Raw genomic sequence first — 16,659 nt, 5'->3', positions numbered from 1 at the left:
TCAACTATTGACTTGTAAGTTGTTAATAATTTGCTGTGCAATATGCACCATTTCCTGTTGTGTTTGCATGCTTTCATTGCGAATCTTACGGTAAGCCTCGTCCTCGCTTATATTTTCAGCCTGCATCAGCAAGCCCTTCGCTCGTTCAATGACTTTTCGCTTATCTAATTGTGTTTGCTTATGTAAGATCTCCCCATTGAGACGGTTGAATTTATCAATTTGATGAAAAGCAACCTCAAGCACAGGCAACACATTTTTTTCAGAAAACGGTTTCATTACATATCCTAATATATTATCCTGCTTCATGTATAGCAACAATTCCTTTTCACTATATGCCGAGATGAAAAGAACAGGTATACCAAGCTGTTGTTCAATAATTTTACTTGCCTTTAAACCGTCTAATTTAGGCATTTTAATGTCCATTAAGATTAACTGTGGTTTATGTAAAAAGGCTAATTCAATGGCTGTTTCCCCATTGTTCGCTTGAGCTACAACTTCGTAGCCGTTATCTTCTAACATAAACTTCAAATCAATTGCAATCAGTGATTCATCTTCGACAATCATAACTTTCCTAGTCATTTACGATAAATACCTCCTCACTTACAGGGAACTGAATTTGAGTATGTGTACCTTCATTACTAGGGATAATTGAAAATGAGCCAGCTAAATCATATTCTACAAGCCTTGTGATAATCTCCATACCAAAAGATGCCTTCACCTCTTGCATTCCAACGCCGTTGTCAGAAATATGAAGCGAAATTGTAGAATCTTCCTGAATGAATTGAATATCGATAACTCCTTCATCACGTCCGATAAACGCATACTTTAATGCATTTTGCAGTAGCTCACAAATAATGAGTGCTAAAGAGACTGCCTTTTTTGAATGACAGAACAGCTGCAAATTTTCATGATGAAAGGCTAGTTGAATAGTTGCTGTATTAGACGTACCAATCATTTTATGACCAATTTTTTTAGCTAATGCAATAACGTCTACTCTTTCTTCAGCGTTATCTTCATTTTCTAAAATCAGCTCATACACTGATGAAATACTATAGATTCGATTTAATGCCTCTTGAAACGCACTTGCATTTGAAGCAGACAGATCATTGCGCATTTGCAAACGTAATAGGCTTGTCACTGTCTGAAGATTGTTTTTCACGCGATGGTGAATTTCTCGTATCGCAAATGTTTTCATCATTAGCTCATTTTCTTTCAGCTTAAGCTCTGTTAGATCATGAATAATGAGTAGTGTGACTTTCTCGTTATGACTGCGAATAGGAATCTTTTTCACAATAAAGGACTTACGATCAATCGTAATTTCTAGGAAAAAGACATCGTCGCCTTTATCATAGACCTCCTGTAAAAAAGGTAAGATTTTATCCAACGCTATATTGTCAAAATTTTCTAATCCAGATAACTCCGAAATAAAATGATAGCCTGCTGGATTACTATAGATCACTTTATTTTCGTGATTTGTGAGAATAATCGACTCTACGAGTAAATCAGAAACAACTGGGATTGGTTGAGAATTTGGTTCAACAATATGCTCAATTAATGCAAAGGGCATATTCTGAAAATCATCCTTCGGTGTCGTTTGCATCTTCACCATTTTTTCCTGAATCAACACAGCAATTACTTGCTGCTGCTCATTAAAAATGGGAATGACATTCTGCTCCACCGTTATGCCTTCCTGCGTAATTGCTCTGGAAATGGATGATTTTTCTTTATGTTTAAACGCAGCAAATACAGCTGGTTCAAAACTTTCAAATACGAATTTTCCGATAACTGATTTTTCGTATAAACCAATCTCTTTCTTTGGGAATGCCTCTGCCACAACAATTGCATGTGGTAAATTCTCCAACAAGCAATCTATGAACATGTAACAATCAGTCAACTCAGCATAATACGTTAGCGTAGCCTCTATTTCTATTAACTTGTCAATATCCGTTGCCGATAGATTTGTATATTTTCTACACAATGATTGAATGTTCGACAGGTTTAAGCCCCCTATCAAGGAATAGTCAGCAAGCAATTTGACTACTCTTAAAAATCTTTGTCATTATTATAAACCTTTTGTGAAATTATTTTCAATATAAAAAATATATTCTTTCACAAGATTTCGTTGCATTACAAAGAACTATATAGCTTAAAAGAGAAATATTCAACAGTTTTTTAAAGATCCATAATTTAACTACACACATAATGTTATTTCGGTATAACAAAAAACGAGCTTACCTTTTTGGTAAACTCGCCTTCTTTCTATTTTATTTCTGGTACAACTGCTACAATATTTTCAAAGGCTGCACGCTGCTTTTGTTCATCTTCATTTAATAAAATGTGAATATCACCATGGTCATTCGATGTACGAATTAAGCGCCCCATCCCTTGCTGCAAGCGTAATTGCATGAAAGGTAGTTCCACTTCCTCAAATGGGTTTTCAGCAAATGTACGTTTCGCATCAAATAATGGGTCCTGTGGAGGAAACGGTAAATCATAAATAATCACACGCGTTAATGCTTCCTCAGGTAAATCTAACCCCTCCCATAAATGATATGAACATAATGTTTTAACTGTTCCTTGCTGGAAGTCTCGAACAATGGCTGATAGCTCTCGATCTCCTTCAAATGCTACATACATACGTTCCATTAGTGGTAATTCTGCCTTGAAATTTAGCATAGCTTGCTTCGATTTAAATAAAATCAACGTTTGCTCGCCATCTCGCAGCAACTGCTGAACACGCGCTGTTTTGTCTCGTTGTGTAAGCTCATGTAAATAGATTTTCATAACCTCATCATAGTCGAATGGGGAAGGCACAGAAAATGATTGGTAATCTCGAATTCCCAAACTATAGGCAATATAAGAAAAGTCTTTATTGACCGATAGAGTGGCAGAAGAAAAGACGATTGGAAGCTTTTTAGAGAATAATTTTTCTGCTAAAACTTCTGTGATTAAACGAGGCATAATGACGAGCGTTTCTTCACCATCTGTTTCCTCTAACCAATCTACTGCATCGCCCTGTGCGATGAAAATACGCAACGAAGCCTCATATTGTTCTAAATATTCTTCCGCCATATTTAGCTCATATTCAGGAATCATGTACATTTCTGATTCAAAAACGAATTCTTCCATCAATGTTTCTACATCATCTATTAACTGCTTCCCATAAGCAAGCAATGTTTTTGATTTGTTTATGCGTTTGCGATCTTCATTAGAAGCAACGATATCATCACGAAGCTGATCAAAAAATAGTTCATGATCATCCTGTAATTTCTCCATTGCATACAGTGTGCGCTCGCGTACACCATCTACCATCAAGCGCTCCAATAATTGCACGATAGTCGTCGCCTGTACTTTATAGGTCATCGCTTTTTGCGCAGCATACTCCAATAAATGTCCTTCATCCAGCACCATCATTGATACCTCAGGCAGTAATGCTAGCTGACCTTCACGCTCACGAGATTCCTTTGTAGCCAAATGCTCCATTAGAAAATCTTGTGAACAAATAACAAGATCGGTTGATTTTCGATAATGAGAGCGATGCAATGTTTGCCCACAGCGATTACGAAGGTCACAAACCGAACATTGCATAATCGAATTGTAATTAACCTTTTGCCAATCCTCATCACTGACTGTTGGATAATCACTGCGTTCCCCATATGGATGAACAGCAATCATCGAACCTTGTGCATAAACACCATCAGGGATAGAAAAGGAAATATCATCAATCCATTCATCCGACTCCACTTTCTCTGCTTCCTCAAAGCGTTTTAAGCATAAATACTGATCTCTCGATTTTGCAAGTCGAACATCAATATCAAGTCCTAACGTTTTTTGGAGTTTATAAATATCGCCCCCCTCTTTTACAAGTTGGTCGATTAATGTTTCATCTGCACAAGCAATCAACGCAGGTTTCCCTGTGTAACGTGCATAGGAAATAGCTGGAAGCAAATAAGCGATCGTTTTGCCAGTTCCCACTCCTGCCTCTGCAAAGAGAACATTTTTTTCTTTTAGTGCTTGTTCTATTTGATAAGCCATAAAGATTTGCTCATCACGGCATTCAAAGCCCTTTTCTGGTAATTCATCATAAAGAACATCGCCCATCCAGTCACCTAATGAATCGAAAAATGAACGGTCCTTTGATAATGCAAACGGTAAAGATTTACGCAATTAATGTTCCCCCTCTAACTATCTGGTGCTATTATACGCGACGAAACGGAAGATAAGAAAAAATCTTATCTTCCGTTACTATTCGTTAATCTCTTTTAGACTTTTGACCCCAGAACTGATAATAATTTGTTTCAATAAAACCATTAAATAATTTACGTTTTTTCGTCGCTTGGCGTCCATATAATTCTTCAAAATTCTTCATGGAGGATAGCATATATACAGACCAAGTTGGATAGTTTTTCATGACCTTCCCAACATCGCGAATCACCTGTTCCACGACTTCCACATCACCAATACGCTCTCCGTACGGCGGGTTCCCAATCATGACACCATCCGTTAACTGTGTTGTAAAATCACGTGCTTGCATTTGCTTAAACGTGATTAACTCTCCAAAGCCTGCTTCCATTGCGTTTTCTTGCGCAATGCTGACCATACGGTGATCAATATCGGAACCAATAATTTCTAAAGGCTGATCATAGTTCGCTAAACTATCTGCTTCATCACGAACCGTATCCCAGATGGCAGCTTTCATCCATGGCCATTCCTCAGAAATAAATTCACGGTTATAGCCTGGAGCTATATTTTGTCCAAACATCGCCGCTTCCAATGCAATAGTACCAGAGCCACAGAATGGGTCAACAAACGGACGATTTGGATTCCATTTTGAAATTTGTACAAGTGCAGCTGCTAATGTTTCTTTTAATGGTGCCTCACCTTGTGCCTGACGATAGCCACGCTTATGTAGGCCAGCACCAGATGTATCAATTGTTAGTGTCGCCACATCTTTTAAAATTGAAACCTCAATTTTGTAAGTCGCTCCAGATTCATCTAAAAAGCCAAGTCGTTTATAATGCTGTTTCATTCGCTCAACGATTGCTTTTTTGGTAATGGCTTGACAATCTGGTACACTAAATAATTTCGATTTTACGGACTTGCCTGAAACAGGAAAAGCAGCGTCCACTGGTAAATACTTCTCCCAAGGGAGTGCCTTCACACTTTCAAATAATTGTTCAAACGATTTTGCTGGGAATTGTCCAACGACAATCTTTACACGATCCGCTACACGTAGCCATAAATTGGTACGCGCAATCGCCGTTTCATCGCCTTCAAAATATACTTTGCCATTGTCAACGGTTGTTTCATAGCCAAGTGCTTTTACTTCTTGTGCCACAATAGCTTCTAAGCCCATTGCTGACGTAGCTACTAATTGATAGTTTGCCATAGATTATTTCCTTCCTTGATGCTCAATTTCCCAATACTCCATAAACTCCATCAATTCGTTTAACGGGAGTGGTTTGCTGTAATAATAGCCTTGGATAATATCACAGTTCATTTTACGTAGTATATCCACTTGTTGTGCTTGTTCTACACCTTCAGCAACAACTTTCATTTTTAAGCGATGGGACATTTGAATAATCGCATCTACTACTGCCTGTTTTTCATCGAGTGATCCAATATGCTGGATAAAGCTACGATCAATTTTTAAACAATCTAATGGGAAGCGAACTAAATAGCTTAAGGATGAATAGCCAGTCCCAAAATCATCGATTGAGATTTTAAAGCCTAATTGTTTTAAACGAACCAATTTACTAACTGTCTCATTGGCACTGTTCATCACCGTTCGCTCTGTCACTTCTATTTCAAAATTGTTAGCTGGCATATTATAGCGCTCTAATATTGTTTGTATCGACTCCAAAAAATTCTGCTGTTTAAAGTGAATGCTCGAGATATTAATGGCGACAGGTGTTTTCCAACCAAATTGTCGCATTTGAATGACTGCCTCACATGCTTTTTCGATAATGAGCTCACTTAATGGGATGATTAGACCTGTATCCTCCGCATAAGTGATAAACTCAGCAGGCGAAACAAAGCCTAGCCTCTCGCTATTCCAGCGGACTAGTGCTTCTAAACCTTGAATCTGCTCATTTTCCATAGAAATCTTTGGCTGAAAATGTAGCTCAAATTCACGGTTTTCTATTGCTCTTCTTAACTCAGAATCTAGCAATAGCACTCGTTGTGCGTCGGTTTGCAGTTCATCAAAATAGAAGGAATAGCCGTTTAATTCATTCTTTTTTGAATAAGTCATCGCTCTATCTGCACAATTGATCAGTTCTTCTGTGTTTTTACTATCAACTGGATAAACGCTAATACCAATACTTGTAGAAATAAAAACTTCCTGATCATTTATCATCATTGGCTGTTCAATACTACTAATAATTTGTTCAGCAAATTTTGCAGCCTCTTTCACATTTTTCACATTGGTTAATGTAATGACGAATTCATCTCCGCCATATCTTGCAATAATATCTTTATTTTTCAGTAATTTTTTTAGTCGATTTGCTACTTCTATTAAAATTGAATCTCCAACAGCATGGCCTAATGTATCATTAATTTGCTTAAACCGATCCAAATCTAAGAAATAGATCGCATGCTGCACTGAATGAGAAATAGCAGAAGTTGATTCCAAGAGATTATCCATTCTTTCGATATAGGCAAAACGATTGGATACATCTGTTAATGAATCCGTGAGCAAACGCTTTTCTAATTCATTTTCTACTATTTTTCTTTCAGACAAATCTGTGAAAATACCACAGTAATTTGTAACCTCACCCTCATCGTTGGTTACACAAACAATTGTTAACCATTCAGGATATACGTCTCCAGTTTTACGACGGTTCCATATCTCACCTTGCCAAATGCCTTCTTGTCGTATCTGCTCCCACATCTCTAAATAGAACGGCAATTCATGTACACCAGATTGTAAAACGGCTGGCGTTTTTCCAACCACATCATCACATGTATAGCCTGTCACAAATTCAAAGGCAGGATTAACCATTACTATTTTTTTGTATTTATCAGTAATCATGATACCTTCAGATACATTTTCGAAGATTTTAAGTATTAAGGTAGTCGGATATTTAGATATCAGTTTCAGTTTATCCGTACTTTCCCAATTGTTTACTCCGTTCATGTTTCCGCTCCATCCTATCTCTCTATACTCCCTCTCAGAAGGGCATTTACGTCAGGCCAACCACTATGTAATTATTACGCTCGGTGTAATTGTCACTGACGCTTCTCTTTTGTGCAATGAATGCGTCCAGATTTTTCGAATTTGCTCGAAAAGCGCCTCAAGTAAATCTATGACAATCGCCGAAGGCATTCTCTTGATAAGCAGGTAACCCCATACATCTTAAACAAATAAACCACTTAAAGAGGTAGTTGCTATACCTGGCGTTTGCTTACAATACAAAATATGTGAGCAGTCAAGATCAATACATCACATTGATGCGATAACCGTTTTCAGATGTTGTGACTTAGAAGCGGTAGCGATACTTCTCAAACGTATAGCGCATACCAAGACTTGATTAACAAGGTTACTTTTTCCTCATGAATTCAAAATAAAAGCTCTCCACCGAATTGGAGAGCGCTTGTTATTTCGTAGATAAGCATCAAAAAATTCCATAAGCCATGTTTTGTTCCCGAGTACTCAAACAGCTTGCGCCTCGTACGATCAGGTGGTAATCATCTATCTACAGAGCAAACTCTGTCCCTCTATCCGTTCAATTCCTTCTAGAGAGTGCCCCTACCATAATTTGGGTTTCTCACTCGTGGGGTTTACCTCGTTCCACCTTGCAAGTTTCCAAGCAAGCTTCGTCACTGTGGCACTTTCAGGAAGTGTCAACCATATCCAGAGGACTTAGGTTTTCCTTCCGCCGTCAGCCTTAATAGCTGCCTTACCTTATTTTTTCAGTAAGCACGAACACTACGGTCATCTCAGAACCGTGCGAGCATGGACTTTCCTCTACGACGTCTAGCGCCGCAGCGATTACCAGAATTTCGTGATGATACGAAAGATTATACTAGAGTTTTATGTTAAATACAATATAATTGACTAAATTTATTCGTACAGCTTGCTACCAAATACATGTTTTTCTAAATTAGAAAGACGTTTTAAAATATCAAAATTCGTTGTACCAGCTGCCGCTGAAGCAACAGGTTGTCTCTTAGGTGTGCTTTCAATTTCTTCTTTTAACTGTCTATTTTCTTCACGTAGTTGGGCCACCACTTTTTCAAACGTTTCATAGTCTTGAATAATTTCATCAAGAAAAGAATCTACTTCTTCTACATTGTAGCCTTTAAAGTTCTTTTTAAATTCCTTTTCAAGGATCATTTTTGACGTTAATTTAATGTCCATTCACATCGCCCTTCCTCACACTACATACACGAATACATTATAGCATACTTCATCACATTATATCGTCTGAAAATACTAATTGTAAGGCTAAACTTGTCGTTTCACGCGCTTACCCACGAATTTATTTCTTATTTCCTAATCTGTGTAGTCTCTTTTCCCAAGAAATTTCCCATTTTTGTTTTTGTTCTGCTCTCCATTGCCCATTATTTCGAATGAGACGTATGCCTTCTTGCGTATAATAAAGGGCCTGCTCATAATCCTTCATTTGGTGCTCATAAAGTATGGCTAGCTGCTCAAGGGCATGTAACTTTGTTCTTGCTTCAACAAAATGAAGGGAGGCCACGAATGAGTCAATAGCTTCACTATAGCGTTTATTCTTCTTGTGCTGTAAAGCTAAATAATATTGAGCATTGCCCGCTTCTAGCGCATCAAATTTTGATGTCACCTTTTCTAAAATCCTCACACTTTGTGTGCTTTCTCTTAAATCACCATACCATTTCCCAATGTTGGTGAAAGTTTTTGCCGATTCTTCATGGTCCTGCTCGAACAATAAATACGTAGAATGACTATACAGTGTGATAAGTGATAGTAAATCCCACTCATTATGATGCAAAACCTTTATAAGAGCATCTGGAATGCCACTTTTTACTGCATCCAAATAAATAATAGGTGCGAGATGGCCTGGAATATCCCCTTTACGCGAAAAACCAAGCTTTTCTTCCTCGACAGATTTTAATTTTAAGCGCTCCATATCATTTTTCCATAAACGCTTCGAACTATGCAACAAATCGATCTGTCGCTGAGAGCGTAATTTTGGTAAGGTTTTTTGATGCAATGTCCATCGTGTTTCAAGCTGTGGCCAATCAAAGCTTTTCCCATTATAGGTAATCACAGTAGCTGACTTTTGCCAAAGCTTGGATTCAAATAAGAAGGCTGCTTCATGTGCAGGATCTGCCATAATATATTGTGTGAGGATAAAGGATTCTTCAGCTACCTCTAAAAATCCAAGCAAAAAAATATGGGTCCCAACACCCTTTAAACCTGTTGTTTCCGTGTCAAAAAATAAGACGGACTCTTCCATATCGAGCGCATAAGGATGATCAAACTCAGCATCTTGCCATTTTTTCAGGGCTTCAAAGAACGATTGTAGTTGATAATGTCCATGCTGATAGCTAAACGGATAGCTTACTTGACGCTTAAATACGATACCGTAATCATTTTCCACAACCGTTAGTCCCGCCTGTTTCCATTGCTCTGTATAGCTTGGCCTAGCAGGCTTTTGGAACGCTGATTCTTCAACTTTTTTAGCGGACATCGGTTTTTTTCCCAGCATTTTTTTCATTTGTAATATTTTATTTTCGTAAGACATGAATTTCACTCATTTTCTGCTTATTGTATAAGACATCTCTCTTGAAAGAGTAACATGATTGTTAACCTCATTCAAAATATTCTTCGTTGAAAATTGACTTACCTTGAATACAAACAAAGAGGGTGAAAGAACAAATTGACGTTCCTCACCCTCAGTTTACTATGCCATTAATTGTTGCAGTAATTTAGCTACCTTTCCTTTTGTTTGAAGCAATGATTCTTGTGCCCCAATACAGGAAGGACAGCCCGATTCGCATGCACAATTTGTAACATGCTCATATGTTTTCATGATTAGCTCTTCCCATAGTTCATATACCTTTTCACTTAAGCCGATGCCACCTGGATACTTATCATAGACAAAAAACGTTGGCCGCTCATTATGTGTGGCCTTCACCTGTGGTACAACGGCCACATCACTACTATCACATTGAATAAACAAAGGAATGAAGGCATTCATCGCGTAGGCTACCCCAGTCATAGCATCTGTTAGCTCTTCCTCTGTCCATTTATCTGGTGCTGTAAACGATAGCCACGAAGCACTTGTATGCATTTCATCAGGTGGTAAATGTATAGGTCCTGAGCCAATATTGTCATGTGTGCCAAAGCGTATTTTCTTGAAAATCGTCGCTTGTGCAACTAAGCCAACATCGCCAAAGCAGATTGTACCACCTGCGTATGAACGGTTACGATCTTCCTCTAAAACTTTCATTTCAACTGCTAGATTGGCATCTGTATAGTAATCAACATCTACTTCACGTACGTAGGCTTTCTTTTCCTCCCAGTCAAGCTTCTCTACTTGGAACTGAATGCCTTGGTGCAAGTAAATGGCTTCTTCATGCAAGAGTGTCATGGCACTATGACGATCCATTTCACCAATCACCTTTGTCTGTGCAGGAATGGTAAGATCAATAATGACTACATTTTCTTGTGACGCTGAACGTAAGCTAATATCATGCGCCGGGAAACGATCACTCATCCAATGCCATTTATCACTCGTTTTAAAAACTACCCCTTCTTCTGCTAAATACTCCAGCAATTCTTGTATGTCATATTCTCCATACGTATCGCCTGTTGAAAAAGGTAGCTCGAAGGCAGCACATTTCAAATGATCCATTAAAATCAGCATATTTTCTGGATAAATACGTGCTTCCTCTGGGGTACTGCCTAGTAAAAATAGTGGATGATTGACTACATACTGGTCCAATGCGGAAGATTGCGCAACATAAATAATCAATGCCTCATCCTGACGTCTCCCTGCACGTCCTGCTTGCTGCCAAGCACTCGCAATATTTCCTGGGTAACCTGTCATAATACATGCTTGTAATTGACCAATATCGACACCTAATTCTAATGCATTGGTGCTAACTACTGTTTGGATTGTCCCATCACGTAAGCCTTTTTCGATGACACGTCGTTCTGATGGCAGATACCCACCTCGATAGCCACGTACAGATTCATCGAGCAGCTTATTACGTGTAAGTTCCTTTAAATAGGTTACAATCATTTCTACTCGTACCCTACTTTTGGCAAAAATAATGGATTGAATGCCAGCCGTGTACAACCTCTTAGCTAAATCACTTACCTCTAATACAGCACTTCTACGCACGCCAAATGTTTTATGAATAATCGGCGGATTGTAAAAAAGAAAGGTTTTCTTACCAACTGGAGCACCCGAATCAGCAATGAGCATGTGTGATTCATTCGTTAGTAGCTCAGCAAGCTCTTTAGGATTTTTTATGGTAGCCGATGTACAAATAAACACTGGTTTACTCCCATAAAATTCACAAATTCTTTTTAATCTCCGAATAACATGCGCCACATGGGAACCAAACACACCTTTGTATGTATGCAATTCATCAATCACAATATATTGTAGATTCTCAAAAAGTGAAACCCATTTTGTATGATGCGGCAAAATCCCCGAATGAAGCATATCAGGATTCGTCATCACGATATGCCCTGCCTTACGAACCTTTTGGCGAATGCCTGGAGCCGTATCTCCATCATAGGTATAGCTTAAAATCTCCTCACCGCTTTGCTCAATGAGCTCATTCAAATCATTTTTCTGGTCCTGTGCCAGTGCCTTTGTTGGAAATAAATAAATGGCACGTGCATTTTTATCCTCCATTATTTTTTGTAGCACTGGCAGATGATAGCAATAGGATTTACCTGAAGCAGTTGGCGTAACCGCTGTAAAAGATGTACCACTCTGTGCCAAATCAAATGCCTCTCGCTGATGTGTATAAAGCTGCTCAATCCCTCTTGTCTGTAAGGCTTTCACTAAAGAAGGATGCAAATTCCTAGGAAATGGTGCATAGTTAGCTGGACGCCCCTCTAATGTTTGCCAATGCAGGATACGCTCTTTAAGTTCTTCATCATATCTCCACTCATGTAAAAGCTCACTAATCGTTCGTTTCTTCGATAACATCCTTTTCTCCCTCCTTAACTAATCGTTCAAATATTTTCAAAGTATAGGAAGTAGAATGTATGGCATCTAAAAAGCGTTTTTTACTTGTTTCTTTATAAAAAGATTGCACAACAAATTGCTCCATCGATTCAACGACTGAAGCAATTTGTTGCGTATGCATGTATTTCGGTCGATTTTTTTGAATCCATTTATTGGCTTCTTGCTGCCATTCCTTCAAAAGTTGATGGATTTCATCTGCATGTGGCTTTACCTCTTGAAAAAAATCAGGTGTTCGATCTTCCTCACGCATTTGCCAAAAACGTGAAACGCACTGATCACATTCATCTATTAATTTGGATGTTTGCTGGATAACTAACAATTTTGCACCTCATCTCTCAACAATTACACATAGCAAATATATTTCGGAGTGACGGCATATACATGGAAAGTATGTCTTGTCCAGTACGTCAGCTATGGAAATATCACTGTTTATGACAGCTATTTACCACACCTTTGTGGAAAATAATGTATCAATCTTCATGCTATTGCGTTAGTTCAATTGCTTATGAGATAAGTGTACCAAAGTCTATGATTTTTCACTACTAATAGGCGAACAAGCATTCTTTACTTGCCAGTTCTTTTCTGCTAAGCTTACTTTCTGGCTAACCGCTTTAAGTTGCATAAAAAAATGCAAACTATGAGCATTGTTTTCCAGTGACACTCTCGTGAAAAGTAATTGATTGACCAGATCTAACTGCGCAACTAATTGTTCTAACTTGTTCAAAATAACGCCTCCTTTGCTTTACTTTAGTATTCCTCGTATGTATAGAATTACCTTCATGCGTGACAAAATAAGCGTAAGTTAGCTGAAAGAAGAAGATTTTCGATAAATTTTTAATAGTGAACCTCTGACAAAAAAAATCGTCATGAATGAAAGGTCACTGTGTGAGTATATTTTCATCCCAATGACCTATTTAAATTTATCAGTTATTTTGACGATTCTAGTAATAATAAAGCTGGCGATTTTTCGACGCAAATTATTCATACTTACCATTTGTTTTCTACTATTCTAGTAACAATTTCATGAATGATGGAGGTAGAGAACAGCTATTAAAACATGGTAAACTAGGGATAGAAAAGCAGTAAGGTAAAGGGTGAGCTTAATGACAATTCGTTATCCAAACGGGAAATTGTATACCCCAAATGCTTCTGTACAGAAAACAGAAAAAAAGAGCAAAAACAAAGATTTATCTTTTAGTAATCGGGGGAAGACGCTAGAAGATGAAATTAATGAAGCAAACGACTATTATATAAAAAGGCGACTTGCTATCATTCACAAGAAACCTGTTCCTGTGCAAATCGTCAAAGTAGAGTACCCTTCACGAAGTGCTGCTGTCATTCGTGAAGCTTATTTTCGAACACCCTCTACAACCGACTACAATGGTGTTTGGAAAGGGCATTATATCGATTTTGATGCAAAGGAAACGGCTTCCAAAACAAGTTTCCCCTTAAAAAATATTCATGAGCATCAAATGACACATATGCAGCAAGTGACGGAACAAAATGGTGTGGCTTTTATTATCGTTCGTTTTTCGGCTTTTGAACGATATTTTATTGTGCCATACAAAGTTTTACAAAAGGCCTGGCAAGCAATGGAAAATGGCAATCGTAAATCGATACCCTTTTCGATCATCGAAGAAGAGGCATATGAAATTCCTACGAGCTATTATCCGCGTATCGATTATTTACCCATCATCCAACAATTGATTGATGCAAAATGCTACGGGTCTGAAAGTGAGGAGAAATAAGAATGACTGAACGTCGTCGAACACGTGGAGAGCATCAAAAAGCTCTCGCTGAAAAAAATAAAAATAAAAAAACCAAACCAGCCTCATCCGCTAAGTCATGGTTTAAACGCATTTTCTTAACAATCTTAGCCATCGGTGTAGCTGGCTTAATTGGAGGAGCTGCATTATTTGCCTTCTATGCAAGCACGGCTCCAGAGCTCGATGAAGAATTACTGAAAGATCCTGTTTCTTCAGAGTTCTACGATAAAAACGGTGAATTATTTGCAACAATCGGTGCTGAAAACCGTAAATATATAAAATATGAAGATATACCTGAAGATATGATCAATGCTATTCTGGCTACAGAAGATGTACGCTTTTTTGAGCATCATGGTATGGATTTTTATCGCCTAGGTGGTGCAATCCTAGCAAACTTCCGTGATGGCTTTGGTGCGCAAGGTGCATCGACTTTAACACAGCAAGTAGTCAAAAACTCATTTTTACAAAACGAGAAGAAATTAAAGCGTAAAGCACAGGAAGCATGGCTTGCCTTCCAATTAGAGCGTAAGTATACGAAAGAAGAAATTTTTGAAATGTACTTCAACAAAATGCTTATGTCAGGTCGTATCTATGGCTTCGGCACAGCCTCACAATACTTCTATGGTAAAGAATTAAAAGATTTAACTTTAGATGAAGAAGCACTATTAGCAGGGCTAGTGCAACGACCAAATGCATATAATCCATTAAAAAACCCTGAGCTTGCAAAAAAACGACGTAATACCGTTTTAGGATTAATGTATCAACACGGAAAAATTTCTAAAGCCGAAATGGAAGAAGCCAAAAAAGCAGAAGTTCAATCAGGTTTAGCGGATGATGCAACACGCCAATCATTTGCAGGTTCCAAATATGATGCCTTCCTGGATATTGTTATTAATGAATTAGAAAATAATGGTGACGGTTCGGCAATGGCAGAAGGAATCAAAGTCTATACGACGCTTGATCCAAATGCTCAACAAGTTGTAGAAAATGTGATGAATGATGATAGTAATTTCCCAACTGAAGATATTCAGTCAGGTGTGGCGGTCGTTGATACAAAAACAGGTGCCATTCAAGCCGTTGGTGGCGGTCGTAAATATGGTGCAGAACGTGGCTGGAATTATGCCGAGGACTTAACAAATAATCAACCAGGTTCCACAATGAAACCGTTAGTTGACTATGGGCCAGCAATTGAATATTTAAAATGGTCTACAGGTCAAACACTTGTCGACGAACCAATGAACTATACAGGTACAAAGCAAACAATCACAAACTGGGATGGCAGATATATGGGTGCCATGACTGCACGTAAAGCATTATATGCTTCACGGAACGTTCCAGCTGTCAAAGCATTACAGGAGGTTGGCACAGAAAAAGCCAAGGAATTTGTTGGACGTTTAGGAATTGAAACAGAAAACCTCTATGAGTCCGATGCAATTGGCGGTGGTGCTATTACTATCTCTCCTATTCAAATGGCAGCTTCCTATGCTGCTTTCGGTAATAACGGGGTCTATACAGATCCACATTCGATTACAAAAATTGTCTATCGAGATGGTAAAACGTCTAAAAACTATACACCTGAGTCTAAAGTGGCTATGAATGATTATACGGCTTACATGGTAACAGACATGCTACGTGATGTAGTCGGCAATAAGCCTGATGCCTCAGGAACTGCAGCCAATGTGCCTGGCTTAGATATCGCAGGTAAAACAGGTACAACTAACTATTCAGCAGAAGACTTTAATAAATATAATTTACCGAATACGAGTGTGCCAGATTCATGGTTTGCTGGTTACACAACTAACTATTCCATCGCTATATGGAGTGGCTATGAAAAACACTTTGATCCAATTACAACGTGGGAAGAACGTCGATTACCACAAAACTTATTTAAGACGATTATGCAAGAAATTTCAGCGAATGTTGAGACAGCTAGCTTCAAAAAGCCAAGTACTGTTGTAGAAGCAACGGTGGAAGTAGGCTCTAAACCTTTAAGATTGGCAAGTGACTATACACCTAGCGAACTACGTCAAACAGAGTTATTCGTTCGCGGGACTGAACCAACAGAGGTTTCTGAGGTCTATGAGGCGCCAGAGCTATCTACACCTTATAATGTTTCAGCAAACTTAGATTTAGGAGCACAGTCGATCAATATTTCTTGGGAACATGATGCCATCCTAAATCCAGAAACCGATGAACCATTACCAACTTCATTTGAAGTTTCTGCCACACGTGAAGGTGGAGAAACGGTTGTCCTTGGCACAGCAGACACGAAAGGCCTAACTGTTGCTAACACACTTGAAGATGGTAACTATACAATCTCTGTCGTAGCCATTGTAGATGGCACACGCAGTGAGCCTGGGACAACTACCTTCCAGATCACAAGTACCCCTGAGGAAGATTTGGAAACGGAAGATCCAGATGAACCAGATATTGATTTACCGATTGATTCTGGTCAAGAGGATAATGATCAAGGTAATAACAATAATGGCAATGGTGACAACGGTAATAACAATAATAATAATGGTAATAACGGGCATGGCAATGGCAATGGTGGAAACAATGGCAATAATGATGGAAATCAGCAGCCAACACCTCCTACCGAGCCTACCAACCCAAATGAAGAAGACCAAAGCTCAGAATAAAGAAAAAACCGAGAAGCAGTTCATTCACTGCTTCTCGGTTTTTTTATTGATGAA

12 protein-coding genes and 1 other RNA gene are annotated in these 16,659 nt (G+C 38.5%); 2 read left to right on the top strand and 11 right to left on the bottom strand.

Annotation, left to right across the window (positions count from 1 at the left end; all coding sequences use genetic code 11):
• The 11 genes from L6W14_RS07295 to L6W14_RS07245 form a co-directional block, all read right to left on the bottom strand.
• Entirely contained in the window at positions 1–579 is a 579-nt protein-coding gene (locus tag L6W14_RS07295) for an ANTAR domain-containing response regulator (RefSeq protein ID WP_004269312.1), read from the bottom strand.
• Positions 572–2,032, bottom strand: coding sequence for a sensor histidine kinase (locus L6W14_RS07290; RefSeq protein ID WP_026023345.1), 1,461 nt, complete (start codon positions 2,030–2,032; stop codon positions 572–574). Before L6W14_RS07290 ends, L6W14_RS07295 begins: the two co-directional genes overlap by 8 nt.
• A gap of 227 nt (positions 2,033–2,259) precedes the next feature.
• Positions 2,260–4,167, bottom strand: coding sequence for an ATP-dependent DNA helicase (locus tag L6W14_RS07285; RefSeq protein ID WP_237900171.1), 1,908 nt, complete (start codon positions 4,165–4,167; stop codon positions 2,260–2,262).
• A gap of 85 nt (positions 4,168–4,252) precedes the next feature.
• Positions 4,253–5,389: a THUMP domain-containing class I SAM-dependent RNA methyltransferase gene (locus tag L6W14_RS07280; RefSeq protein WP_048389991.1), complete on the bottom strand. Its 1,137-nt coding sequence runs from the start codon at positions 5,387–5,389 to the stop codon at positions 4,253–4,255.
• 3 nt (positions 5,390–5,392) lie between these two features.
• Positions 5,393–7,138, bottom strand: coding sequence for a GGDEF domain-containing phosphodiesterase (locus tag L6W14_RS07275; protein ID WP_237900169.1), 1,746 nt, complete (start codon positions 7,136–7,138; stop codon positions 5,393–5,395).
• 486 nt (positions 7,139–7,624) lie between these two features.
• Positions 7,625–8,005, bottom strand: an RNA gene (gene rnpB, locus L6W14_RS07270) — RNase P RNA component class B.
• A gap of 60 nt (positions 8,006–8,065) precedes the next feature.
• Positions 8,066–8,362, bottom strand: a complete 297-nt coding sequence (gpsB, locus tag L6W14_RS07265) for a cell division regulator GpsB (protein WP_004269307.1) — start codon at positions 8,360–8,362, stop codon at positions 8,066–8,068.
• A 121-nt stretch (positions 8,363–8,483) separates the two neighbouring features.
• Complete coding sequence (locus L6W14_RS07260; protein ID WP_237900167.1) at positions 8,484–9,731, bottom strand: ribonuclease H-like domain-containing protein; 1,248 nt, start codon at positions 9,729–9,731, stop codon at positions 8,484–8,486.
• Positions 9,732–9,890: 159 nt separating this feature from the next.
• Positions 9,891–12,158: a DEAD/DEAH box helicase gene (locus L6W14_RS07255; RefSeq protein WP_066037669.1), complete on the bottom strand. Its 2,268-nt coding sequence runs from the start codon at positions 12,156–12,158 to the stop codon at positions 9,891–9,893.
• Positions 12,133–12,516 (bottom strand): YppE family protein, encoded by a 384-nt coding sequence (locus L6W14_RS07250; protein WP_237900165.1) that lies wholly within the window; start codon positions 12,514–12,516, stop codon positions 12,133–12,135. Before L6W14_RS07250 ends, L6W14_RS07255 begins: the two co-directional genes overlap by 26 nt.
• A gap of 207 nt (positions 12,517–12,723) precedes the next feature.
• Positions 12,724–12,921, bottom strand: a complete 198-nt coding sequence (locus L6W14_RS07245) for a hypothetical protein (protein WP_004225568.1) — start codon at positions 12,919–12,921, stop codon at positions 12,724–12,726.
• A gap of 379 nt (positions 12,922–13,300) precedes the next feature.
• Between L6W14_RS07245 and recU the strand changes: the two genes are divergently transcribed.
• Positions 13,301–13,945, top strand: coding sequence for a Holliday junction resolvase RecU (gene recU / locus L6W14_RS07240; protein WP_004225567.1), 645 nt, complete (start codon positions 13,301–13,303; stop codon positions 13,943–13,945).
• A 2-nt stretch (positions 13,946–13,947) separates the two neighbouring features.
• Positions 13,948–16,605 (top strand): penicillin-binding protein 1A, encoded by a 2,658-nt coding sequence (locus L6W14_RS07235; RefSeq protein ID WP_237900163.1) that lies wholly within the window; start codon positions 13,948–13,950, stop codon positions 16,603–16,605.
• Positions 16,606–16,659: the final 54 nt, after the last annotated feature.

Origin of the sequence: Lysinibacillus sp. ACHW1.5 (assembly GCF_022014815.1) — a bacterium.
GTDB lineage: Bacteria > Bacillota > Bacilli > Bacillales_A > Planococcaceae > Lysinibacillus > Lysinibacillus capsici.
This window is presented reverse-complemented; position numbering and strand designations above follow the sequence as displayed.